This window comes from Streptosporangium sp. NPDC087985 (assembly GCF_044741965.1).
Taxonomy (GTDB): Bacteria; Actinomycetota; Actinomycetes; order Streptosporangiales; family Streptosporangiaceae; genus Streptosporangium.
This window is the reverse complement of sequence record NZ_JBIUTQ010000018.1, coordinates 24,694-47,995: the sequence shown is the minus strand read 5'-3', so window position 1 is coordinate 47,995 and position 23,302 is coordinate 24,694. Positions and strand designations below refer to the sequence as shown.

The 23,302-nt window shown below is 69.1% G+C and carries 21 protein-coding genes; 11 read left to right on the top strand and 10 right to left on the bottom strand.

The genetic code is table 11. The features are described 5' to 3' along the window. Positions 1-123 precede the first annotated feature (123 nt). Positions 124-1,356 carry an FAD-dependent monooxygenase gene (locus ACIN94_RS26195; protein WP_400711143.1) on the top strand — a complete coding sequence of 411 codons (1,233 nt, stop codon included), beginning with the start codon at positions 124-126 and terminating at the stop codon, positions 1,354-1,356. Here ACIN94_RS26195 and ACIN94_RS26190 read toward each other — a convergent pair. The 8 genes from ACIN94_RS26190 to tnpA form a co-directional block, all read right to left on the bottom strand. Then, positions 1,340-2,266, bottom strand: a complete 927-nt coding sequence (locus ACIN94_RS26190; RefSeq protein WP_400711140.1) for a hypothetical protein — start codon at positions 2,264-2,266, stop codon at positions 1,340-1,342. The two genes, ACIN94_RS26195 and ACIN94_RS26190, sit on opposite strands and share 17 nt — an antisense overlap. Positions 2,267-2,416: 150 nt before the next feature. After that, on the bottom strand, positions 2,417-3,574 hold the full coding sequence (locus ACIN94_RS26185; protein WP_400711137.1) for a cation:proton antiporter: 1,158 nt from the start codon (positions 3,572-3,574) through the stop codon (positions 2,417-2,419). Between the two features lie 8 nt (positions 3,575-3,582). Then, positions 3,583-4,065: a cation:proton antiporter regulatory subunit gene (locus ACIN94_RS26180; protein ID WP_400711134.1), complete on the bottom strand. Its 483-nt coding sequence runs from the start codon at positions 4,063-4,065 to the stop codon at positions 3,583-3,585. Positions 4,066-4,351: 286 nt separating this feature from the next. Then, positions 4,352-5,959 (bottom strand): M4 family metallopeptidase, encoded by a 1,608-nt coding sequence (locus tag ACIN94_RS26175; RefSeq protein WP_400711131.1) that lies wholly within the window; start codon positions 5,957-5,959, stop codon positions 4,352-4,354. A 183-nt stretch (positions 5,960-6,142) separates the two neighbouring features. Then, positions 6,143-7,606 carry an MFS transporter gene (locus ACIN94_RS26170; protein ID WP_400711128.1) on the bottom strand — a complete coding sequence of 488 codons (1,464 nt, stop codon included), beginning with the start codon at positions 7,604-7,606 and terminating at the stop codon, positions 6,143-6,145. 240 nt (positions 7,607-7,846) lie between these two features. Continuing rightward, positions 7,847-8,764: a MerR family transcriptional regulator gene (locus ACIN94_RS26165; protein WP_400711125.1), complete on the bottom strand. Its 918-nt coding sequence runs from the start codon at positions 8,762-8,764 to the stop codon at positions 7,847-7,849. Positions 8,765-8,839: 75 nt separating this feature from the next. Further along, the gene (locus ACIN94_RS26160; protein WP_400711122.1) at positions 8,840-9,391 is read right to left on the bottom strand and encodes a hypothetical protein; all 552 of its coding nucleotides are present in this window, start codon (positions 9,389-9,391) and stop codon (positions 8,840-8,842) included. Positions 9,392-9,517: 126 nt separating this feature from the next. Then, positions 9,518-9,916, bottom strand: coding sequence for an IS200/IS605 family transposase (gene tnpA / locus ACIN94_RS26155; protein WP_400711119.1), 399 nt, complete (start codon positions 9,914-9,916; stop codon positions 9,518-9,520). A 53-nt stretch (positions 9,917-9,969) separates the two neighbouring features. On the opposite strand from tnpA, the gene ACIN94_RS26150 reads away from it, so the two are divergent. Continuing rightward, positions 9,970-10,320 carry a hypothetical protein gene (locus tag ACIN94_RS26150; protein ID WP_400711116.1) on the top strand — a complete coding sequence of 117 codons (351 nt, stop codon included), beginning with the start codon at positions 9,970-9,972 and terminating at the stop codon, positions 10,318-10,320. Between the two features lie 9 nt (positions 10,321-10,329). Then, complete coding sequence (locus tag ACIN94_RS26145; protein WP_400711360.1) at positions 10,330-11,238, top strand: RNA-guided endonuclease InsQ/TnpB family protein; 909 nt, start codon at positions 10,330-10,332, stop codon at positions 11,236-11,238. A 46-nt stretch (positions 11,239-11,284) separates the two neighbouring features. Here ACIN94_RS26145 and ACIN94_RS26140 read toward each other — a convergent pair whose 3' ends face one another. Continuing rightward, entirely contained in the window at positions 11,285-12,268 is a 984-nt protein-coding gene (locus ACIN94_RS26140; RefSeq protein ID WP_400711113.1) for an ankyrin repeat domain-containing protein, read from the bottom strand. 288 nt (positions 12,269-12,556) lie between these two features. On the opposite strand from ACIN94_RS26140, the gene ACIN94_RS26135 reads away from it, so the two are divergent. The 7 genes from ACIN94_RS26135 to ACIN94_RS26105 all read left to right on the top strand — a co-directional run bounded on the left by ACIN94_RS26135 (position 12,557) and on the right by ACIN94_RS26105 (position 21,189). Next, positions 12,557-12,853 (top strand): MTH1187 family thiamine-binding protein, encoded by a 297-nt coding sequence (locus tag ACIN94_RS26135; protein WP_400711357.1) that lies wholly within the window; start codon positions 12,557-12,559, stop codon positions 12,851-12,853. Between the two features lie 96 nt (positions 12,854-12,949). Beyond that, positions 12,950-14,119: an MBL fold metallo-hydrolase gene (locus ACIN94_RS26130; protein WP_400711110.1), complete on the top strand. Its 1,170-nt coding sequence runs from the start codon at positions 12,950-12,952 to the stop codon at positions 14,117-14,119. Between the two features lie 255 nt (positions 14,120-14,374). Next, positions 14,375-16,087: a glycosyltransferase family 2 protein gene (locus ACIN94_RS26125; protein WP_400711107.1), complete on the top strand. Its 1,713-nt coding sequence runs from the start codon at positions 14,375-14,377 to the stop codon at positions 16,085-16,087. Continuing rightward, positions 16,084-18,114, top strand: a complete 2,031-nt coding sequence (locus ACIN94_RS26120; protein WP_400711104.1) for a galactose oxidase-like domain-containing protein — start codon at positions 16,084-16,086, stop codon at positions 18,112-18,114. The genes ACIN94_RS26125 and ACIN94_RS26120 overlap by 4 nt, the downstream gene beginning before the upstream one ends. Positions 18,115-18,443: 329 nt before the next feature. Continuing rightward, positions 18,444-19,745 (top strand): RNA-guided endonuclease IscB, encoded by a 1,302-nt coding sequence (gene iscB / locus ACIN94_RS26115; RefSeq protein WP_400711101.1) that lies wholly within the window; start codon positions 18,444-18,446, stop codon positions 19,743-19,745. Positions 19,746-19,903: 158 nt separating this feature from the next. Then, on the top strand, positions 19,904-20,875 hold the full coding sequence (locus ACIN94_RS26110; protein ID WP_400711098.1) for a glycoside hydrolase family 6 protein: 972 nt from the start codon (positions 19,904-19,906) through the stop codon (positions 20,873-20,875). Positions 20,876-21,018: 143 nt separating this feature from the next. Continuing rightward, entirely contained in the window at positions 21,019-21,189 is a 171-nt protein-coding gene (locus tag ACIN94_RS26105) for a hypothetical protein (protein WP_400711095.1), read from the top strand. A gap of 121 nt (positions 21,190-21,310) precedes the next feature. Here the strand turns inward: ACIN94_RS26105 and ACIN94_RS26100 are convergent, their stop codons facing one another. Beyond that, positions 21,311-21,724, bottom strand: coding sequence for a DUF2795 domain-containing protein (locus tag ACIN94_RS26100; RefSeq protein ID WP_400711092.1), 414 nt, complete (start codon positions 21,722-21,724; stop codon positions 21,311-21,313). A gap of 192 nt (positions 21,725-21,916) precedes the next feature. On the opposite strand from ACIN94_RS26100, the gene ACIN94_RS26095 reads away from it, so the two are divergent. Continuing rightward, positions 21,917-23,290 (top strand): NADP-dependent succinic semialdehyde dehydrogenase, encoded by a 1,374-nt coding sequence (locus ACIN94_RS26095; protein WP_400711089.1) that lies wholly within the window; start codon positions 21,917-21,919, stop codon positions 23,288-23,290. Positions 23,291-23,302 lie beyond the last annotated feature (12 nt).

Here is a 23,302-nt window from a genome sequence, read left to right as displayed (position 1 = left end):
CTAGTGCACTAGATTTTGGTTTTCCCGGCTTCATACTGCCACAACCCCAGTGCACTAGTGCGTTATTTACATCGTAAGTGCACTATGGGTACGGTGTACGCACCACGGAACAAGGAGCGCGTCATGAAGAACGTCCTGATCTCCGGCGCCAGCGTCGCCGGGCCCGCCCTGGCCTACTGGCTACGCCGCCACGGCTTCACCCCGACGGTGGTCGAGCGGGCTCCGGCCCCGCGCCCCGGCGGCCACGCGATCGACCTGCGCGGTGTCTCCGTCGACGTGGTCAGGCGCATGGGGCTCCTCGAGGAGGCCCGGCGCGTGGCCGTCGACTGCAGAGGGATGTCCTACGTGGACGCCACAGGCAGGCGCGTCGCCGACATGCCCGCCTCCTTCCTCGGCGGAAACGGCGTGGTCGGCGAGGTGGAGATCCTCCGCGGTGACCTGGTCGACATCTTCTACCGGGCGACCGGGGACGAGGTGGAGTACGTCTTCGATGACACGATCACCTCGCTGACCCAGACCCCCGACGGCGTGCATGTCACCTTCGAGCGGTCCGCGCCGCGCGTCTTCGACCTGGTGGTGGGCGCGGACGGCGCGCACTCGGTGACACGGTCCCTGGCCTTCGGCCAGGAGTCGCGCTTCAGCCGGGAGCTCGGCTGTTACGTGGCGTACTTCACCGCGCCCAACGTCTTCGACATCCAGCACTGGGACCTCTTCCACAACATGCCGGGCAGGAAGGTGGCGGCGCTGCGCCCGTCCCGGCGGCCCGAGGAGGCCAAGGTCCTGTTCGGGTTTGCCTCAGGGCCGCTCGACTACGACCACAGAGACACCGAGAGGCAGAGACAGATCGTGGCCGAGGTCTTCGCCGGAGCGGGCTGGCAGGTGCCCAGGATGCTCCAGGCGATGGAGGCGGCCACCGACTTCTACTTCGACTCGGCCACCCAGATCGTCATGGACGGCTGGTCCCGCGGCAGGATCGTGCTGCTCGGCGATGCCGGATACAGCCCGTCGCCGCTGGGTGGCGGAGGCACAGGGCTGGCAGTGGTGGGCGCCTACGTGCTGGCCGGAGAGCTGGCCGAGGCCGGTGGGGACCACGCGGCCGCCTTCGCCGCCTACGAGCGGGAGATGCGCGACTTCGTGAGACAGAGCCAGAAGCTCCCACCGGGCGGCGTCAACGGCTTCGTGCCCAGATCGCAGCTGGCCATCCGGATGCGCAACCTGTCGATCAGGACGCTGCCCCACCTGCCGTGGGCAGGCCTGATCGAGAAGGCGGTCAACAGGTCCGACGCCATCACTCTCAAGGACTACGGCCTCACCGCCACCCCTTTCGGTGAGCCCGGCATCACGAGGTCCCGCTGAGATAGACCTCCTTGGCCAGCTTGGTCACCTGTCCCGTGGAGCGCTGCCAGGTGGTCCCCGAGGGGTGGGCGGTGAGCAGGACCATGATCCATCGTTCTCCCGGGCCGACGAGTCCGGTGGTGTGCAGCACCGGGTGACCGAAGTCGGGGACCGGACTGCTCACCGCGGTTCCGGCCGTTGCTCCAGCAGCCGCTCCAGCAGGTGCGGACCCGGGCGACGCGGCCACGTCCTGCGCCGGGCTCAGGACCGGTGCGGCCCCGGGCGCTGCAGTCTGCTCGCACCGGACCGGGGGCGTCGGGCCGTACCCTGACCAGCCCTGCTTGACCGCCCACGGCCCGGTGACCCCGCGCGGGATACCGAAATACTGGTCGAAGCCGTCGGAGCCACACTGCCCGGCCTTGCGCAGGTGGCCCAGGATGAGGCCGCTGACTTTCGGGTCGGCGCGGTCGAGCAGGTAGCGGTAGGTCCGGACGACGTCCAGCGCGCTGAGTGAGGTGTAACCCCAGAACCCCGGCAGGTTGGCGGGCGGGGGAGTGGTGTCCGTCAGCTGCAGCTTGCGTGCCATCCGCTCGATGATCTTTCCTTGGCCGCTCCGGGTCCAGAAAGAGGTCGCCGCGTGGTCGTCGCTGATCCGCAGCATGGCCTTGAGCAGGGCGAGGTCTCTCGGGGGGACGCTGCTGTGCGACTCCAGGTAGTCGATCGCGATCATGATCTTCACCACCGACGCGGACCGGAACTTCCGGTGCGCGTTGCGGTACAAGGTGACTCTGCCCGTCTGCCGGTCGAAGACGGCATATGAGGCGGTCATCCCGGCCGGGACCTGTGGCTTGCCGGGGGGTGAGGCGGAGGCCGGGGAGGTGGCCGCCAGGAGGGGGAGGGCAGTCGCGAGGAGTGCCAGGAAACGCGTCACGCGTAAATGCCTACCAGATCCCGCCGGGGAGCGGGGGTGGCTCTCCGGAGGCGGCACCCCCGCCCGCCTTGGCCGGCGGGGGTGCCACTGGGCTTTCCCGGCGCGTGGACCCGGCAGGGGATCACGCGCAGGGAAGGTCGTCCGGGGGGATCAGGCCCGTTTGGCGATGGCGGTGATGAGGGGCTGGACGAGGCGGGCGGCAAGGGGGCCGAACGCGGCGAGGATGAGAACGTAGGCCGCGGCCAGCGGGCCGAGGTCGGGGTGGGCTCCGGCGGAGACGGCAAGACCGGCGATCACGATGTTGAACTCGCCCCGCGGGATGAGCGCGATTCCGGCCCGTGCCCGGCCGGCCTGGGCGATGCCCGCCCGTTTGGCCGCGTAGGCGCCGGTGAGCAGCTTTGTGATCATGCTGATCACGGCGAGCGCGATGGCCAGCCCGGCGACCGGGCCGATCTTGGTGGGGTCGGTCTGCAGGCCGAAGAAGACGAAGAACACCGCGGCGAACAGGTCCCTGAGTGGCGTCAGCAGTGCCTGGGCGTCCTCGGCCAGCTGACCCGACAGGGCGATGCCGACCAGGAACGCGCCGACGGCGGCCGAGACCTGGAGCTGCTGGGCCACTCCGGCGACCAGCAGCGCGAGCCCGACGACCTTCAGCAACAGCACCTCGGAGTTGGGGCTGGAGACGAAGGCCTCGATGAACCTGCCGTAGCGGAGCGCGATCAGCAGCACGACGCTGACCGCGGTCAGTGCGATCCCCACGGAGATCGCGCCGCCGACGAAGCTCACTCCGGCCAGCACAGCGGTGAGGATCGGCAGGTAGACCGCCATGGTCAGGTCCTCGAAGACCAGCAGCGACAGCACCACCGGGGTCTCCCGGTTACCGATCCAGCCCAGGTCGGACAAGACCTTGGCGGTGATGCCCGAGGAGGTGGCGTAGGTGACACCGGCCATGGCCACCGCGGCCACCGGCCCCCAGCCGAGGAGCAGGGCGACGATCGCGCCGGGCGCCGCGTTGAGCACCAGGTCCACGACTCCGGCGCGGGCGTTGCCCTTCAGGCTGGTGACGAGTTCATCGGCATTGTACTCCAGGCCGAGGGTGAGCAGCAGCAGGATGACGCCGAGTTCGGCACCGATCGCGATGAAATCCTCGCTGGTGGCCAGGGGCAGGATGCCACCCTGGCCGAAGGCCAGTCCGGCGATCAGGTAGAGGGGAATGGGAGAGATGCCGACGCGCATGGCCAGCGCGCCCAATACACCGAGTCCGAGAAGAACAGCTCCGAGTTCCAGAAAGAGAATTGCTGTGTGCACCCGCTGCCCTACCCGTTTGTCAGGATGTCGGCGGCGGCGGCAGTGCTCTCCGGGCTTCCCACCACGACAACCACATCATCATTGGAGAACACGAACTCAGGACCCGGGCTGGCGAAGACCTGCCCGGCGCGGACCACGGCCACGATGGAGGCACCGGTACGGGTGCGGACGCGGGCGTCGCCCATGGGCCGTCCTGTGTACGGCGTATCGGGAGGTATGGGGAACTGCAGGCTGACCAGCCCCTCGACCTCGCGGTGCAGGGCGTTGAGACGCTGCACGATGCGCGGGGCGCCGAGCAGCTCGCAGAGCGCGTCGGCCTCCTCGTCATTCAGCTTGACGGTCTCACATACCCGATCGGGATCGTCTGGGTCGTATATCACCAGATCGCGGCGGCCGGTCCGGTGGGAGACGATCCCTATTCGCCGGCCGGAGCGGGTGGTGAACTCGTGCCGCAGTCCGATTCCGGGCAGTGCCGTCTGCTCGACCTCCACGGTGTCAGTCCTCCGTTTGTGCATGTATCGGGTGTTTGGACGAACCTACCAATCATGTGGCAGACGAGCGCACTCGGAATAACGTATATTACCGGCTTCCTTTGTGGGTAATCTGTCTCCGGGTTGATCCCGCCGTACTCCCCGTCGCGAAAGGCTACGGCGGGCGGCATCGTTGCCGCCCGCCGTAGCGGTCTGTCCGGGTGGGCCACCCATCTACCGGTGGCCCACCCGGACGGTGTGCTTGTTTGCCGAGACGACCACCGTCAGGGCCGGGGTCCGTCCGGCGTCACGGGCAGGACGCCTCACCGCTCCCGGCAGAGACGTTCACCGCGCTCCAGGCGGCCTTGACCGCGTTGACCTCGACGCAGCTGCCCGGGAAGAGCTGCTTGGCGGCCGCCACAGTGGTCGACCTCGCCTTCGCGTGCGTCCACGGGACGGTCTTGCTGTTCAGCCCGGCCATGAAGATCTGGCCGGCCTTCTGGATGCCGATGCCGGTCAGTTTCGTCGGGCCCGAGCAGACGGAGCTGGCCGGCTTACCCGTCGGGTTGGTGCCCTCGGCGAGCAGGTAGAACCAGTGGTTCTGCGGACCCGCCGCCGCGTGCACCTCGGTGGAGGGGATGGACGAGCTGTAGCAGTTCGGGTGCCCCTTGGCCGAAGGGTTGTACATGTTACGGATCTCGCCCGTGCCGGTCAGGTTGACCATCTCGCCGACCAGGTAGTCCGGCGCGTCAAGAGTGGCGGGCTGGTTGGCGAAATGCTCCAGCAGCGCGCCGAAGATGTCGCCGGTCGACTCGTTCAGACCCCCTGTCTCATTGCCGCTACCCGCGCCGCCACTCCCGGAGTACTGGAAGATGGCGTGACCGTACTCGTGACCGACCACGTCCATCGGGGTGGCCTGCCGGGTGTTCGCCTGGTTGTGCCCGAAGTTGGTGTAGCTGCCGTTCCAGTAGGCGTTGACGGCGTTCAGGCCGACCCGGGCGGGGAAGCCGCGGCCGGAGCCGTTGAACCCGTTGCGGCCCAGCCAGGTGCGGAGCATGTCCCATTCCTTCTGGGCCGCGTACATCGCGTCGACGCAGGCCGTCTCCAGGTTGGTGCCCGTGCCGTTGCCCCAGGAGTCGGTCGTCTTGGTGTAGGCGGTACCGCCCTGCCCGCCGCAGCTCAGGCCGGGACGGGTGGTGTCGGTCATCGAGTACGAGCTGCCCGATCCCGAGGTCTGGATGGTCACCGGGTTGCCGTTGTAGAAGCTGTTGCCGCTTCCGTGGCGGACGTCGTCGTAGGAGTCGATGATCGACCCGTCGATGGCGTTCACGAAGACGTGCTGGACGCTCGGGGCCTCCTGGGTGGCGCCGTCGACGACCACCTCCCAGGCCAGCTTGGGATCCGTGCCGGCCGCGTACACGATCAGCTCGGGGGTGCCCACGCTCTCCACGACGGCCAGCTGCGCGCGGGCGATGTCGGCCGCTGCGGCGGCGTCCACCTTGCTCGTGACGTCAATCGCGATCCTGGCCCGCTGGCCCGAGGCCACGGACCCGACCTGCGCTCCCGTGCTGTCGGTCGACACGATCACGTCACCGCCGTAGACCCGCAGCCCGCGGTAGGTCCGCGAGTAGGTCAGGTACTGCAGGCCGCGGGCGCCGGAGATGTTGTTGGCCAGGGTGAACTTCTCGTCCTGCCCCTTGAGAAGGGCGTCGCGTCTGGCGGCGATGGCGCTGTCGGCGGTGGAGGCCGCGCGCCTGCGCGACTCCGGGTCCGGCGGCGCGAACGCCGGCGGGTCCGCGGACACGGTACGGGCGGCGGTGCCCGCCGGTGTGGAGGCGGCGCTCACCGCCGTGGGGGTGATCATGGCGGAGACGGCCAGTACGGCCACGGCGCCAAGCTTGACCTTCGGATTCACGCGGGGTGACTCCTCTCGGTGTCCCTTGGGGGGAAGAGGGATACAAGGAGCCCTAAAGATCCGGGCTCCACCAAAATGGCACCGAGAAAGGCGGGTGAATACTCGCAAAACCCCATAACGTCGCGGTATGGGCGATTACGCGTACTGCGAGACCCTGGCCGGCACGTGTGCGGGGCGACGTGGTCAGGCGCGCGCGGCGGCGCGGCGGGCGGCGGCCACGTCGGCGAGGGCCACGGCCAGCGCGGCCAGCACGGAGCCGATGGTGACCAGCAGCGCGTACCGGAACGCCAGGGCGTAGTCGCCGTGCGAGGAGGCGACCTCGGTGAAGAACACCGAGCCGATCACCGCGATGCCCATGGCCGCGCCTATCCGCTGGCCCGTCTGCAACACGCCGCCGGCGGTGCCCGCCTCCGCGACGGGTACCTCCCACAGGGTCAGCGTCTGGTTCGGGGAGATCACCAGGCCGCTGCCCAGGCCGGCGAAGAGCAGTGGCAGCGCGATGGCCCAGGCCACGTACCGGCCGGGGACCAGCTGTACGGCGAGCTCCGTGGCGGCCAGCCCGACGGCGACCACCACCAGTCCCGCCGCCACCATCAGGCGGCCGAACCTGATGACGGTCCGGCCCCCCAGTACCGAGGTCGCCGCCGACCCCGCCGCGAACGACGTGCTCGCCAGGCCCGCCTGCAGGGGTGAATATCCCAGGCCCTCCTGCAGATACAGGGTGAGGATGAAGAAGATCGAGGTGAAGCCCGCGAAGTAGAGCGCCATGAGCAGGGCGCCGAAGGCGTACGACCGCCTGCCGAACAGGGACAGGTTGACGATCGGGTCACTGCGCCGGCCGTACCAGCGCTCCCACCCCAGGAAACCGGCGATGACCACGGCCCCGGCCACCAGCAGCAGCCACCTGCCCTGGCCCTGCCACCGCTGCCCCTCAACGAACGGCAGCAGCACCAGGACCACGCCGACGGCGAGCAGCAGCACGCCCACCGGGTCGACGCTCTGCCGCCGTCGCCCCTTCCGCGACGTGGCCGGGATGTAGTGGTAAGCCAGCAGGATGGCCAGGATGCCGATCGGCACGTTGACGTAGAAGACGAGCCGCCAGCCGTTCTGCTCGCCTCCCAGGTGGATGAGCAGCCCGCCGAGCAGCGGGCCGATCGCGGTCGAGACGCCGATGGTGGCGCCCAGCAGCCCGAACGCCCGGCCCCGCTCCGAACCCCGGAAGAGCTGCTGGATCAGGCCGCTGACCTGTGGGTTGATCACCCCTCCCGCCATGCCCTGGACGAGCCGCGCGATGACCAGCCAGGTCGAGCTCTGGGTGATTCCGGCCGCCGCGCTGGCCAGGGTGAAGAGGGCGACGCCGAAGACGAACACGTTGCGCCGGCCGCGCATGTCGCCGAACCTCCCGGCGGGGACCAGCACCAGCCCGAAGGTGAGCGCATACCCCGACACCACCCACTCCAGGTCGCTCTGCGGGGCGTGCAGCCCGGTGCTGATGGAGGGCAGTGCCACGTTGACGATGCTGACGTCCAGCAGTGTCATGAAGCCGGCCACCAGGCAGACGGTCAGCGCCTTCCACCGGCGCGGATCCGCCCCCTCCTGTCGCTGTCCGGGCGGCGACGTCCCCTCCGGCCGTGCCCCCGGGCTCATCCGGCCACGCGTCGGCTCGCGCGGCCGGGTCTCGTGCCCTCGGGGTCTCTGGGCGACGTGAGCGATCGGCTAAGGACGACCATGACAGCCTCATTCTCGATCTCTGGCCGGGTGTCCGTGATCCCCGTCCGGGCCCTCCGTGTTTCAGTAGGACATACCTACCCTTTCCGTACGGCCCAACCATGCCGAGCCCCCCGGCGACCGTTACTCCGTGTCGATGCCCCGGCCTTTCCCGGTGGTTCATCCGCGTGTTCTGTGCGCTCGTAGGGCGTCGATCACCCAGGTGTACGCCGAGGCCTGCGGCACCGGGGAGGGCCGGCCGTTGATGATCCCCATGAGCTGCCGGTACCGCTCCGCGCGTACGTCCATACCGGCCGTCAGCCGGCCCAGCACCTCGGCGCGGTCGGTGTCGCCCAGGAGACGGTCGAGGATCTCCCCGGCCTCCGGCGACTCGGGGGCGACGCCGCGTTCGCGGGCCTCGTCGCTGAGCCAGGTCAGCTTCTTGGCGAACCACAGGTAGGCGCCGGGTGTCTGCTCCTGCCCGGCCCGTCCCCGGGCGTGGAGCTCCATCACGTGACGCATGTGCTGCCGGAACGCGCGGTCCTGGACCAGCTCCGCCATCTCCACCCAGGCATCGACCTGCTCGGCGGTGGGATCCTCGGGCAGTTCGGGGGTCGTGTCGCGCATGCGGGCCTTTAGCTGCGGGTCGGCGTCCAGGTCGCCGAAGACCTCGTCCACGAAGTCCTCGATGATCTGCCTGCGCTCCTGCGCGGAGAGCTTGGCCAGTCTGTTCATGAGTGTCATCTCCTCGGTGTCGGACCGCCGGTTCGCCACTGTGGACAGCACGGCCCGGCGCAGCCGCAGGGTGCGGATCTGCGCGTCCAGTGCCTCCACGTGCGTGGCGGCGACGTCAGCGACGGTGGTCTCCTTGGCCAGCACGCGCCGGACCTCGTCGAGTCCCAGACCCAGCTCACGCAACGTGGCCACCAGCTCCAGCCGGGCGACGGACTCGGCTCGGTACAGCCGGTAGCCGCCGTCCGTGCGTCCCGCAGGGGGCACCGCGCCGATGTCGGACCAGAAGCGGATGGTCCGCACCGGCAGCCCGGTGAGCCGAGACAGCTGCCCGATGGTGAGCAGCACCGCACTGTCGTCGTTCATGCCGGTGAGTGTGGACCCTCCAGCGGCTGGAGACTCAAGTCCCCGCCGCGAGGTGACCGGTCCGTTGAGGAGACCTCATCGACCGAGGACGTGCTGCCAGTAGGGATCGCGGTAGAGGACAACGGTGGTGCCGCGGAGTAGCTCGTCCGGGGCGGAGACCAGGGTGAGCTCGCCCGCGGCCTCAAGCTGGCGCAGGACGTCGCGGACGCGCGGACCCACGGGCAGGCGGCCGACCGGCAGGCCGAGGGTGGAGCGGACCGTGTCGGCCACCTGGGAGAGCTGGAACGGCCCGGTGAGCGGGGCGATCAGCGTGCGGACGAGATCGACGGTGATCATGGTTTCCGCCTCGACGTAGGCCAGCTCCCAGGTGAGCTGCGCCTTGCGCCGGCCGGTCCCCGCGCAGGCCGTGCACTCCTGGGAGAAGCCCGGCACGATCTCCTCGATGGCGGAGCCCAGGCATGTGGTGCACTGGTTGGTCTCCGCCGCGTGCAGCTCGGCGGCCGGCCGGTCCGCCAGATGCGTGCCACACAGGCACAGGTAGAGCCGGAACCCACCGCGGACCAGGACGAGATCGTCGGCGTCGTCGGGAATCTCTTCCCACAGTGCGGTGATCGTGTGCTTTCTCATGGTTGTGCGACTCTACCGAACTGTGGGCCAGTGCTCCGGCGTTCACGCCGGGGGTGAAGGCCCACGCGGGAGTGCCCGCCAGGGCGCGAGCGTGCCCTGGCCTTCCGTGCCCGTGAGCAGGCCGGCTCACACGGGTCGTTTCCGCTGTTCGATGTCCTGCTCAAGGACCGTAAGCGGTGCGCCGCCCACGCTTGCGGCGAAGGAGGAACCGGACCACAGATGCCCGCCCCACAGGCACCGGCGGACATGAGCGCCGTATTCCTTGCCAAGCATCCGCGCCCAGAGGCCCTTCGGTGAGCCGGCGAGCGTGGACAGGGCGACCTTCGGCGGGTGGTGGACCAGCGGGTGGACGTGGTCGTGGTCGCCGTTGAACTCGCGAAGTTCGACCTCGAAGCCGGCGCGGACCTCGCGCCTGGGTTCCTCGCAGCGCACCGGCCTCGGGTCGCTGCACCCCCCACGCCGGTACCTCGTCACGGACACCACGGGTGCGTGCGGGGTGCGGACAACACGGCGTCCGGTGCGCACCTTGGGGTTTGGATTCCATCACGGTGACGTAAACCAGACGATACGATCACGGTGTGGAGTTGGTGAAGCGGGCTCGGGCGCATGTGGCGCGTCTCGACCTCGGCGCGGCCCAGGTGGCGGTGCTGGACGCTCAGGCGCACACCGCCCGCGCGCTGTGGAACCTGCTGCATGAGTACGTCACCTTCCGCCAGGGCCGGTTCGCGACGTTGAAGGACTGCGACGCGGCGATCCGGACAGCCCGCCGCGAGATCTACTGGATGGGACAACTGCCCGCCCAGGCGGCGCAAGCGGTGTTGAAGACGTATCGGCAGGCGTGGGCGAATTTCTTCAACCCCGACCACCCCGCCCGGCGGCCCACGTTCAAGGGCCGGGTGCGGTCCCGGTTGGCCGTGGACGTCCCCTAAGCCCGCGATCTGCAGATCAAGCGGGTCAACCGGCGCTGGGGCGCGCTCAATCTCCCCAAGGTCGGGCGGGTGCGGTTTCGCTGGACCAAGGACCTGCCCGGCCTCACCAGGGGCGGCCCCGCCGGACAGATCACGGGAGCGCGGCTGGTCAAGGATGCTCACGGCTGGCAGGTGGTGTTCCGTACCCAAATTCTCCTCGCGCCGGCTCCGGCCGCGCACCCGGGCCACACGGTAGGGATCGACCGGGGCCTCACCGTCGCGCTGGCCCTGTCGGACGGCACGATGCGTGAGCACGCCCCCTGGCTCACGCAGGGGGAGAAAGAACACCTGCGCCGGCTGGAGAAGACGTCGGCTCGCCGGCGTGCGGCCCGGCCGAAGAAGACCCGCCCCTCGGGGCGGGAGCAGCGCACCTACGATCAGATCGCCCGGCTGCGCGCGACAGCCAAGCGCCGAGCCGTCGACTGGCAGCACCAGACCACCACCGAACTCGCCGACACCTTCAGTGTGATCAAGGTGGAGAACCTGTCCATCGCGAACATGGTCAAATCCGCCAGGGGCACGATCGAAGCCCCAGGCAGGAACGTCGCCCAGAAGGCGGGGCTGAACCGGTCGATCAGTGGCGAGGCGTGGGGCCGGACCGTCACCCTGCTCGAATACAAGAGTGCCGACCGGGGCGGACAGGTCGTCAAGGTCCCCGCCGCGGGCACCTCACAGACGTGCCACCGATGCGGTCACCGTGATGCGGCCGGCCGCAACAGAACCGTGTTCGCCTGCACCAACCCCGTGTGCGGTTGGGTCGGCCATGCCGATACCAACGCCGCGATCAATATCAACAACGCCGTCGGAACGCCGGTGTCAGGACGTGGAGACCTCGGGGTTACCCGGTCTGTGAAGCGTCAACCCCCGCGCGCCGCTTAACCGCGACGCGACGGGAGAGTCTCCGGCCTTCAGACCGGGGAGGAGTTCAACTATCTTGACCACCGCCGCGCAGTTCGACGGGGACCAAGCGCATCGGAGCGCTCCACAGCCATTCCTCGGTGACGTAGGTGGCGGTCAGCAGCGTCATCAGGGCCAGGATGCGCTCCACGGAGGTGGAGGGGTGCGCGCCGCAGTCGCCGAACCGGCACATCCAGAGCTCGAACAGGCTGTCGTCGCTGAGCTGGTCGTGAACCGAGGGCCTGGCGACGCTGAAGCCGTCCTGCCAGATGTCGACCGAGGAACCGGCGAACGGGAAGGCGCCGGTCAGGATGCCGCCCCCGGAGGTGACCAGCCGGGCGACGCGGTCGTGTACCGGCAGGACGCCCTCCGTCTGGAAGAGCACGACCCCGCCGCCGGGCGGGCTGGCGACCCGCAGGAACTCGACGGGGAAGGCCCGCTCGGTCTCCCACAGCGCGCAGGCCTCCACCGGCGGGCAGAGTCCGGGGTCGGCTCCCAGACGGCGGATGACCTCGTCCTCGGTCACCCCTCCGACGAAGGCGATGCAGAACTCCTCCTTGTAGTTCTCATAGGAGAACATCATCTCGTCGACGGTGTCCTGGAGCTCACGCAGCCGTGGGCTGACGCGCGGTGCCCCCGGGAGATGGACGAACAGGTCGGACAGCTCGGTGAAGAGCGCCTGGAGGCCGGGGGAGCGCCCGGCGATACACGGCCGCCAGGGGTCGGCGCCCGCGGCCAGCAGGAGCCGGACGGCGTCGTCCTGGCCGTACCGCACGGCCTCCCACAGGGGGGTGGCCCCGTAGCTGTCGGCGGGGTCCACCTCGGCTCCCGACTCCAGGAGCAACTCGATCACCTTGACCGCGCCCTCCTGGGCGGCCTGGTGCAGGGGGGTCGAACGCAGCCAGAAAAGTCGTTGCCCGGGGTCGAACCCGTCGGCCAGCCGTTCCCGGATCTCCGCCAGGTTCGTGTCGCTCCAGGCACCTATGCCGCCGACCCACTCGTCGTCGCTCACTGTTGTTCCCAATCTTGTAGCGCTGAGTGGATCAAATCAGTCTAAGGCGACATTTTCGGCTAGGGCAGTGCGTGACAACCGGTTGGAAACGCGCGTCGTCTCCGGAAGGTGGTAACGGGGGGCCGGAGCCCGTCCTGGATCGCTTCGGTCTCCAGGACGGTGCGGGGAATCCGCGCCTTCATGTGTATATGATCGCCATTTTTAGAACATGACAACACATAGCGGTAGTTTGCGGCGATTACCAAGGGCGCGGTAAGCAGATTTCGGGGAAAGAGGTCGGACATGTCAGTGCTTGTGGCGTTCAGTGTGACTCCGATCGGGGCGGGAGAGGACGTCGGCGAGCTCGTCGCCGAGGCGGTGCGGGTGGTCCGCGCGTCGGGACTGCCGAACCGGACCGACGCCATGTTCACCACGGTCGAAGGGGAGACCTGGGACGAGGTGATGACCGTGGTGCGGGACGCGGTCGCGGCGGTCGAGGCGCGGTGTGGGCGGGTCAGCCTGGTGCTCAAGGCCGACATCCGAACCGGGCAGGGCGGGCGGCTGGACGCCAAGGTGGCCACCGTCGAACGGCACCTCGCCTCCTAGACTCCTGGACGCGCCTCTCGGAGCCCGCGGTTTCACCGTCCGCGTACGCGGAGCGGTCATTCCGGCGGGAACATCGGCGGGGCCGGGGTCCGTTGCATGATCAGGACTATTCGGGAGCGTGGGCTGGTGGCGGGAAAAGGATCGATCGGGCGCGTTCTGGCGGGCGGGCTGGCACTGGCAGCCGCAGGGTGGGTGCTGAGGGACATTCCGGCGGAGCTGGGCGGCCGGGCCACGGGGGAGCGGCTGGCCCGGATGCTGCGCTCCCCGCGGTTCCGCGACGGCGCCTTCCACAACACCGTGCCAGGCTCCTCCACGCCACCGGTGAGCAGCGTCCCGGAGTTGCTCCGCGAGTTGATCTTCAACCGTGACGCCCGACTGCCCGCCGGCCCGGTCCCGCTGGTGACCTCCCCGGTCACTCCGCCGTCGGCGACTGGGCTGAGCGTCGTCTGGTACGGCCATGCCACCACGCTCGTGGAGATCGAGGGACGGCGCGTCCTGTTCGATCCGGTGTGGAGCGAGCGCGCGTCACCCTCACAGCTGGTCGGCCCCCGGCGGCTGCACCCGCTGCCGGTCCCGCTGGCGGCCCTTCCGGCGCTCGACGCGATCGTGATCTCCCATGATCACTACGACCACCTCGACCGGGCCACGGTCCGCGCGCTCACCGCCGCCGGACGCGCGCCCTTTCTGGTCCCGCTGGGCATCGGCGCCCACCTGGAGCGCTGGGGCGTCCCCGCCTCGCGGATCGTCGAGCTGGACTGGGAGGAGGAGACGAGCGTCGCGGGCCTGCGGTTCGTCGCCACGGCCGCCCGGCACTTCTCCGGGCGCACCCTCACCCGCAACACCACCCTCTGGGGCTCCTGGGTGGTCGCGGGAGCGACCAGGCGGGTCTTCTACGCGGGGGACTCCGGCTACTTCGACGGATACGCCGGCATCGGCGCCGCGCACGGCCCGTTCGACCTCACCCTGATGCCGATCGGCGCCTACAGTCCCGCCTGGCCCGACATCCACATGAACCCTGAGGAGGCGGTCAACGCCCACCTCGACCTGGGCGGCAGGCTGCTCCTGCCCGTCCACTGGGCGACCTTCACCCTGGCGGTCCACCCGTGGGCCGAACCCGCCGACCGGCTCTGGCACGAGGCCAAGGCCCGCGACGTCCACCTCGCGGTCCCCCGCCCCGGCGACCGCGTCGACGTCGACGACGTCCCCCTGCTGGACGGCTGGTGGGAGCTGCTCGGCGGCGGGGAGACGACCGGCCGGTCGAGATAGGCGTCAGACCGCCGAGGCCCGGACCACCCGGCTGGCCACTCCGGGGCCGGAAGGGGGCCGGGACACGGTGTCTCCGTGGAATGTTCCACAACTGTCCAGAAAGGTGAGATCCGTCTCGCCAGTCACAATATGATGTCTAACTTCTTGTCGATCTATGGGTCAGGCTTGACCGTACCTCCGTGCGGGTAACCGGTCTGATCCGTCTGGGGGGACAGTGCCGGTCTTCGTCATACGTGGTGCGGGGTCGTCGAACCGATGAGTCCTCCGGCGGAGCAGTCGAAGATCATCCTCTACGACTACGAACGGTTCAGCCAGCTGGCCGGACCCTTGACCGAGCCGGAGCCTGGCCGGCCGTACCGCGTCCAGTACCGCTCCATGCTGGCCAGCGAGCCGCACCAGGTGCGGGCGGTGCTGCTGATGGCCGCCGCGCTCGTCGTGGAGTTCACCATGATGGGGTGGCTGCTGCTGCCCACGCACTGGACGACGCGTCCCGACCCCTACGGTGTGATCCCCTGGTACCTCCCGGTCGCCGACAGGTTCATGCTCGTCGCGATCGCACTGATCGAGATATTCCGCCTGGTCAGCGTGGTCTCCAATGTGCACGCCATGCTGGCGGCCAGGGATCCGATCCCGGTCTCCCCCGAGCCCGGCAGCCGGGTGGCCTTCATCACCACCTGCGTGCCCGGCAAGGAACCGCTGGAGATGGTCAGGGAGACGCTGTCGGCCGCTCTGCAGATCCGCCATGACGGCGTGTTCGACGTGTGGCTGCTGGACGAGGGGAACGACCCCGAGATCCGCGAACTCTGCGAATGGCTGGGTGTCCACCACTTCAGCCGCAAGGGCGTGCCCAGGTGGAACCAGCCCAAGGGCTCCTTCCGGGCGAAGACCAAACACGGCAACTACAACAGCTGGCTGGACGCCCACGGCGACGACTACGACTTCTTCGTCTCCGTCGACACCGACCACGTGCCTCTGCCGGAGTTCTGCGAGCGCATGCTCGGATACTTCCGGGACCCGCGGGTGGCGTTCGTCGTCGGTCCGCAGGTCTACGGCAACTACACCGCCGGGGTCACCAAGGCCGCCGAGAGCCAGCAGTTCCTCTTCCACTCCCTGATCCAGCGCGCCGGCAACCTGTACGGGGCGCCGATGTTCGTCGGCACCAACAACGCCGTGCGGATCCGGGCGCTCAAGCAGATCGGCGGCCTGTACGACTCGATCACCGAGGACATGGCCACCGGCATCGAGTTCCACCGCTCCCGCGACCCGGAGACCGGGGAACGCTGGATGTCGGTCTACACCCCGGACGTGCTCGCCGTGGGAGAGGGGCCGTCGTCGTGGACCGACTTCTTCACCCAGCAGCTGCGCTGGAGCCGGGGCACCTACGAGACGTTGCTCACCCAGTTCTGGAAGGCGGCGCCCCGGCTGTCGCCCGGACGGTTCTTCAACTACAGCCTGATGGTGACGTTCTACCCGATGTCCGCGCTCAACTGGCTGCTGGCCGGCCTGAGCGCGACCCTCTTCATGGCGGTGGGCGGCTCCGGTGTCACCGTTCCGATGGACGTGTGGCTGATGCTGTACGGCGACGCGGCGCTGCTACAGGTCATGCTCTACACCTGGAACCGGCGGCACAACGTCAGCCCGCACGAGCCGGAGGGCTCCTCCGGGGTGGCCGGCATGGTCATGTCGGCGCTGTCGGCGCCCATCTACGTAGCCTCACTGCTGGGGGCCGTGCTCCGGCGTCCCAGCAAGTTCGTGGTCACCCCCAAGGGAGACTCGGCCAGCCCCGACCAGATCGCCACCTTCCGCATCCACCTGTGGTGGGCCGTGATCTTCGGGGGCGGGCTGCTGCTCAGCACATTCTGGACCGGTCATATGCACCTGGTCATGACCCTCTGGGCGATCCTCGCCCTCACGATCTGCCTGGGGCCCCTGGTGACCTGGGCATGGACCAGCCGAGGTAACCGTTGAGTCGTCTACGTAAGAACCTGATCGCCGGTGCGGTGGTAACCGCGATCGTCGGGGTCAACATGCCGGCCGTCGCCGGCTTCGCCGCCGAGAAATGGCACAGCTACCAGATCAACCGGGACGACTACAAGGCGCGTTACGGATACTGGAGCTTCCTGAACGTCCCCAACGAGTTCAAGGTCAACGCCATCCACGCGGCGCTGCTGCGCACCGGCAAGGTGATCATCGTCGCCGGCTCCGGCAACAACGCCGCCAACTTCGCCAAGGGCACCTTCAAGACCCTCCTGTGGGACCCGGCCAAGCCGGGCCAGCCCGGCGAGTTCAAGATGGTCGACACCCCCGCAGACCTCTTCTGCTCCGGCCACGTGATGCTGCCCAACGGGAACCTCCTCATCGCCGGTGGCACGCTCCGCTTCGAGGTGCTCAAGGACAAGGTGAAGCGGGCCGGAGGGCCCCTGGTGGTCAAGAACGAGAGCCCGCACCTCACCCGGAACCTGCACCCCGGCACCCTGCTGGCGGCCCCCAACGGAAGGCTCTACCGCACCACCGCCCACATCACGGTGCCACCCGCGAAGAAGATCGAGAGCGGGGTGCCGGGCAAGGTCCGGATCAAGCCCAGCGAGACCAAGGTCTTCGCCGAGTCCGTGGTCGAGGGGGCGCCCGGTGTCTTCACCTCGCCCGACGGCTACGTCAAATACGAGATCCAGGGGCTGAACGGCCGGGAGAAGCAGAACCTCTACGCCATGGGCGCGAGCATGACGCTCGAAAAGCAGGACTTCCAGGGCATCAACGACGCCTACGAGTTCGATCCGATCGCCGAGCGCTACATCAAGGTCCAGAACATGGCCGAGGGGCGCTGGTACCCGACGATGACCGCCCTGCCCGACGGCAGGGTGATGACGGTCTCCGGCCTGGACACCGTCGGCCAGATCACCAGGGACAACGAGATCTACAACCCGGAGACCAAGACCTGGAGTCCCGGGCCCAAGCGTTTCTTCCCCACCTACCCCGCGCTGTTCCTCCTGGACAACGACACCCTCTTCTTCTCCGGGATGAGCGCCGGCTACGGTCCGGGCCAGCTCGCCCTCCGCCCCCCCGGCATCTGGGACTACCGCCACGACACCGACCGCCTGGTGAAGACCCCCGGCGGCATCGGAGGCGTGGCACCGGACGAGATGGAGGCGTTCACCCCGGTCCCCGGACTGCCCGAGCCCGAGCTCAACGAGACCGGTGCCTCGGTGCTGCTGCCCCCCGCGCAGGACCAGCGGATCATGGTCATGGGTGGGGGCCCGGTCGGGGAGCGCCAGCCGGGCCTGCCGAACTCCACCGACCGGACCGCCATCATCGACCTCAAGCAGCCCTCGCCCCGATATGTCCGCGGTCCGAACCTCTCCGACCCGGTGCGCTACCCCTCGGCGGTGCTGCTCCCCGACGACACCGTGTTCTCCTTCAACGGTTCCGGCGACTACCGCGGCCGGGGGAAGAGCGACGTCCTGCGAGCCGAGGTCTACCGCCCGCAGACCAACAGCTTCCACGAGGCGGCGGCGCCCGCGGTGGGCCGCAACTACCACGCCGAAGGACTGCTGCTGCCGGACGGCCGGGTGCTCAGCATGGGTTCCGACCCGCTCTTCGACGACGAGGCGGGCACCATGCCCGGCACGTTCGACCAGCGGATCGAGATCTACACCCCGGCCTACCTGTACAACGGCGAGAGGCAGCCGATAATCACCAATGGGCCGCGGATGGTGAGCCTGAGCTCCCGGGTGGGCTTCAAGACCCCCGACGCCGAGCGCATCAGGGAGGTCCGGCTGATGCGGCCGAGTGCGGTCACCCACGTCACGGACGTGGAACAGCGCTCCATCAAGGTCGAGTTCACCCGGGTGGCCACCGGCATCGTCGTGACGGTCCCGTCCAACCCCGCTCTGGTTCCGCCCGGCTGGTACATGCTGTTCGGCGTCACCGAGAAGGGGACCCCGTCACCGGCCCGCTGGGTCCATATCCAAGGAGACTGGTCAACGACCCCCTCCTGAGGGAGGGGGCTTGAGGTGCAGTAATGCGCTTTGAAGCCCCGCGTTGACCAGCCCTGGTCATCAGCTCAAGGAGGTGCATTTTGATGGCTACGTTGAACACAAGATCGCAGACCCACCGGCAGGTGCTTCCTCAGCCTGCCGCTCTGGAATCCGTGGGAGCAGACACGCCCGAGGGTGGGCACGGAACGGCTCACGGACACCGCCCCACGGCGGTACCTGGTGTTCAACCTGGGCGAGGGGAGATCGAGCGGACCGGCACCCGATCTACTCGGCGTCACCCCGACCCGGCTTCGGCTGGGAAGGGAGCGAACCGTGAGGTTCACCCCGTCGTGTTCGTCCTGGACAGGCACGGCCAGCCGCTTGACCCGTGCCACCCTGCCCGTGCCCGCCGCCTGCTGGCGGCCGGCCGGGCGGTGGTGGCGCGTCACACTCCGTTCGTCATCCGGCTGAAGGACCGCACGGCAGCTGATTGCGTCGTGGCAGGTGTGCGGGTGGGCATCGACCCCGGCTCCAAGCACACCGGCCTGGCGGTGTTCACCGAGCGCGGCGGGAGCCGGAGGGGAAGGTACGCGATCCAGCTCGACCACCGAGGCGCGGCGATCCGCGACCAGCTCACCGCCCGCTCCCGGTATCGGCGTCGGCGCCGCAGTAAGAACCTGCGTTACCGCGCGCCCCGGTTCTCCAACCGGACCAAGCCGAAGGGGTGGCTGGCGCCGTCGCTTCGCCACCGCCTCGACACCACCCTGTCATGGGTGACCCGGCTCACCCGGTGGGCGCCGGTGGTCGCCGTGCATGTGGAGCGGGTCGCGTTCGACACCCACAGCATGTCGGCGGGCCGACCGCTCGAAGGAGCGGAATACCAGCAGGGCACCCTCGCCGGGTACGAGGTGCGCGAATACCTGCTGGCCACATGGGGGCGGGCGTGCGCGTACTGCGGCCAGCAGGACGTGCCGTTGAATATCGATCACATCCACCCGCGTTCCCGGGGCGGTTCGGACCGGATCAGTAACCTGACCGTGGCGTGCATCCGGTGTAACCAGGCGAAGAACGCCACCCCGGTGGAGGAGTTCCTGAAAGGCAGGCCCGCCCTGCTGGTGAGGATCCTCCAGCAGGCGAAGGCTCCGTTGCGGGATGCCGCCGCCGTCAACGCCACCCGGTGGGCGCTGTGGCGGGCCCTGGTGGCGACCGGTCTGCCCGTTCACCCCGCCTCCGGCGGCCGCACGAAGTGGAACCGCTCCCGCACCCAAGCGCCGAAGTCGCACACGTTGGACGCGTTGCACGTCGGCCCCCTGGAGACCGTGACCGCCTGGCCGTCGACGGTCTTGGTGGTCAAGGCGACCGGGCGCGGCACCTACGCCCGCACCCGCACCGACCGTTACGGTTTTCCCCGGCTGCGGCTGCCCCGGACCAAGCAGGTCAAGGGGTTCGCCACCGGCGACCTGGTCCGCGCCGTCGTCCCGAGCGGCAAGAAGAGCGGTGTCCACCGCGGCCGCGTCGCGGTCCGCAGCACCGGCAGTTTCAACATCACCACCCGGCACGGCACGGTGCAGGGCATCCACCACCGCCACGTCCGGCTGCTGCAGCGAGCCGACGGCTACGGCTACACCACCCACCCAGAAGTGCGGCACTGAGCCGCGTTTCCTCCCGGCCCTGAAGGACTCCGTTGGCCGATCCGTTTTCGATTTTCACGATCTGTGCGTTGGGGGTCGGATGACGTCACCGGACATTGGTCGACTGGAATCGGCCAACGGAGTCCTGAAGGACCGGGTCTCCACGCTGGAGGTAGTTGATGAACAGGTGCGGCCGCGCGGTCGCCGCGCTGGCGTTCGCTTTCGTGGCGACCGCCTGCGGCGACGGCCCCTCCTCGCCCGCGGCGGGTCACGGCGCGACGCAGTTCTACGTGGATTCCGGCGGTGCCGCGGCCAGAGAGGTCCGCAGGCTGGAGGATGAGGGGAGGACCGAGGAAGCGGCGCTGATCCGCAGGATCGCTGACCGGCCGAACGCGATCTGGATCGTCGATGACGATCCGCAGCCCGAGGTCGCCGCAATCACCGCGGCGGCCCAGGAGGCCGGTCAGGTGCCGATCTTTGTGGCTTACCACATCCCCGACCGTGACTGTGGCCGGTTCTCGGCGGGCGGCGCCGTGAGTGCCGAGGAGTACCGCTCCTGGATCGGCCGGTTCGCTGAGGGCATCGGCGACCGGCCCGCCTGGGTCGTCGTCGAACCGGACGCGCTGGCGCACATCCTGGACAGCTGCACACAGGGCGGCAGGGCGGCCGAACGTCTCGACCTGCTCCGGGGAGCGGTGCAGACGCTGAAGAAGCAGCCGAACGTCAAGGTCTACCTGGACGCCGGGAACGCCGGCTGGATCGAGAACCCCGACGACTGGGAGGAACCGATGCGGCAGGCCGGGGTGGGCGAGGCGGACGGCTTCGCCTTCAACGTCAGCAACTTCTTCACCACCGAGGACAGCGTCGCCGCGGCCCGGGGACTCTCGGACAGGCTCGGCGGGGCGCATTACGTGATCGATACCTCGCGCAACGGCAACGGCCCGCTGCGCGAGGGCGACGATTCCTGGTGCAACCCCAGGGGCCGGGCTCTGGGTGCGGAACCGACGACCCGGACCGGCCACGAGCGGGTCGACGCCTTCCTGTGGATCAAGCGGCCGGGGGAGTCCGATGGCGACTGCCACCGGGGAGAGCCCAAACCCGGTGACTGGTTCACCGACTACGCGCTGGAACTCGCCCGCAACTCCGGATGACTGTCTGATCCGTGCGCGGCCTATCTCGTGGAAAGATTTTCCACTTTCAAGGGCAGGGAGATCCCTGAGAAGGGACCCTGGCTTGTCCCTGACTTCGGCTCGCGGCTCTGCCGCTCGGACCCACCGGCCCATATGGTGAAGGCATGGGACGAATTCTGTTGATCGTGGCGGCCGTGGTGCTCGCCTTCCTGCTGCTGGGCTGGCTTCTGGGCATCGTCTTCACGCTGCTCAAGTGGGCGCTGATCATCGGCCTGGTCGGCGCGGTGGTCATGTTCGCGGCCAAACTGTTCCGTTCCTCCGAGGTCCGGGACTGATCTCCGGCCCCCGGGTTCCGGGACCGGGAGCCTGAGAGGGCCGGCCGGGCCCGGCGGGCCCACCCGGCCGCCCGTGCAGGCTCCACGCGTTTACCGCCTGGAGCCGGGACGCGGGCGGGCTCTACCAGCGGCGTTCCGTGCCGAGTCCGAGGGCCCTGGCGACCTCTCCGACGGTGTGGAACTCCGTGTCGGGCAGGTCGCGCAGGAGCTCGATGACGGAGTCGGGGGCGACCGCCGCCTCGGCGTGTGCGACGAGTCCGTCGCGGTCGGACGGCCAATGGGCGTCGCTCAACCATTTCGCGAGGGCGCTGCGGCGCTGGACGTCGGCCGGGGTGATCCCCCGGGGGGTGCCGGGCTCGTGTCCCGGTGGATACCTTTTCGGGGTGGCCTCCTGTTCGGGGTCCACGACACCCTCCGGGTCCGCCCACTCCTCGGTGCGGGTGGGACCGCCGCCGCGCACGACCCCTTTGGTCTCGTGCTTCCGCTCCTCGTCGACGCGTGGGCTGTGTTTGGCGCTGCCACGTTCGGCATCCATGACCTGACCTCCTGAAACGTGCTCGTGAGATGTCCCGTACCCACTGACGGCATTCCCATCGCCCCTTCCATGGGGCAGCCGTGTAAACCCCTGGAAAAGGGGCACGTGGCCGGTACCGGGCCCTTGCCCGCAGGTTCCCCTCTCAAGCCGACCGGCCGTCGTCCGAGAGCGACGGTTGTCGAGGAGGCAACGATGGCGATCGCGACGATCAACCCCGCCACGGGGGAGACTCTGAAGACTTTCGAGCCGCTGAGCGAGCAGGAGGTGGACGAGCGGATCGCGCTCGCCGCCGCGGAGTTCGCAACCTACCGGGCCACCGACTTCAAACAGCGGGCGGCCTGGATGCAGAGCGCCGCCGCCCTGCTGGAGTCCGAGCAGGAGCAGGTGGCCCTGCTGATGACCACCGAGATGGGCAAGACGCTGGCCGCGGCTCGGGGGGAGGTGGCCAAGTGCGTGAAGGGGATGAGGTACTACGCCGAGCATGCCGAGGGGTTCCTGGCAGACGAGCCGGCGGACGGCCCCGCGGTGGGCGCGCGGCGGGCGTACGCGCGGTACCGGCCACTGGGGCCGGTGCTCGCGGTGATGCCGTGGAACTTCCCGCTGTGGCAGGCGGTCCGGTTCGCCGCGCCGACGCTGATGGCCGGCAACGTGGGGCTGCTCAAGCATGCCTCGAACGTGCCGCAGACCGCGCTCTACCTGGGCGAGCTGTTCGCCAGGGCGGGCTTCCCGCGCGGCTGCTTCCAGACCCTGCTGATCGGGTCCGGCCAGGTCGAAGCGGTGCTGCGGGACCGCAGGGTGGTGGCGGCCACCCTGACGGGGTCAGAGCCGGCCGGCCGCTCGGTCGCCTCGATCGCGGGGAGCGAGGTCAAGAAGACCGTCCTGGAACTGGGCGGTTCTGATCCCTACGTTGTGATGCCGTCCGCCGACCTCGACGCCGCCGTGGCCGTCGCCGTCACCGCGCGGGTGCAGAACAACGGCCAGTCCTGCATCGCGGCCAAGCGGTTCATCGTGCACACCGATGTGTACGACGACTTCACCGGCCGGTTCGTGGCGCGGATGGAGGAGCTGCGGGTGGGAGATCCGACGGACGAGTCGACCGACGTGGGGCCCCTCGCCACCGAGCAGGGGCGTGACGACGTGGAGATGCTGGTGGCCGACGCGGTCGGGCGCGGCGCGCACGTGCTGTGCGGGGGGTTCATCCCCGACCGGCCGGGCTGGTTCTACCAGCCGACCGTGATCACCGACCTCACCCCGGAGATGCGGATCTTCAGGGAGGAGGTGTTCGGCCCGGTGGCCTCGCTGTACCGGGTCGCCGACATCGATGAGGCGCTCGCGCTGGCCAACGCCACCGACTTCGGGCTCGGCTCCAACGCCTGGACCACCGACGAGATCGAGCAGGAGCGCCTCATCGCCGATCTGCGGGCCGGGGCGGTCTTCATCAACGGCATGGTCACCTCCTACCCCGAGCTGCCGTTCGGCGGCGTCGGGAACTCCGGCTACGGCCGGGAGCTGTCCGCGCACGGCATCCGCGAGTTCTGCAACGTCAAGACCGTCTGGATCGGCTGAACCGCCGCCCGC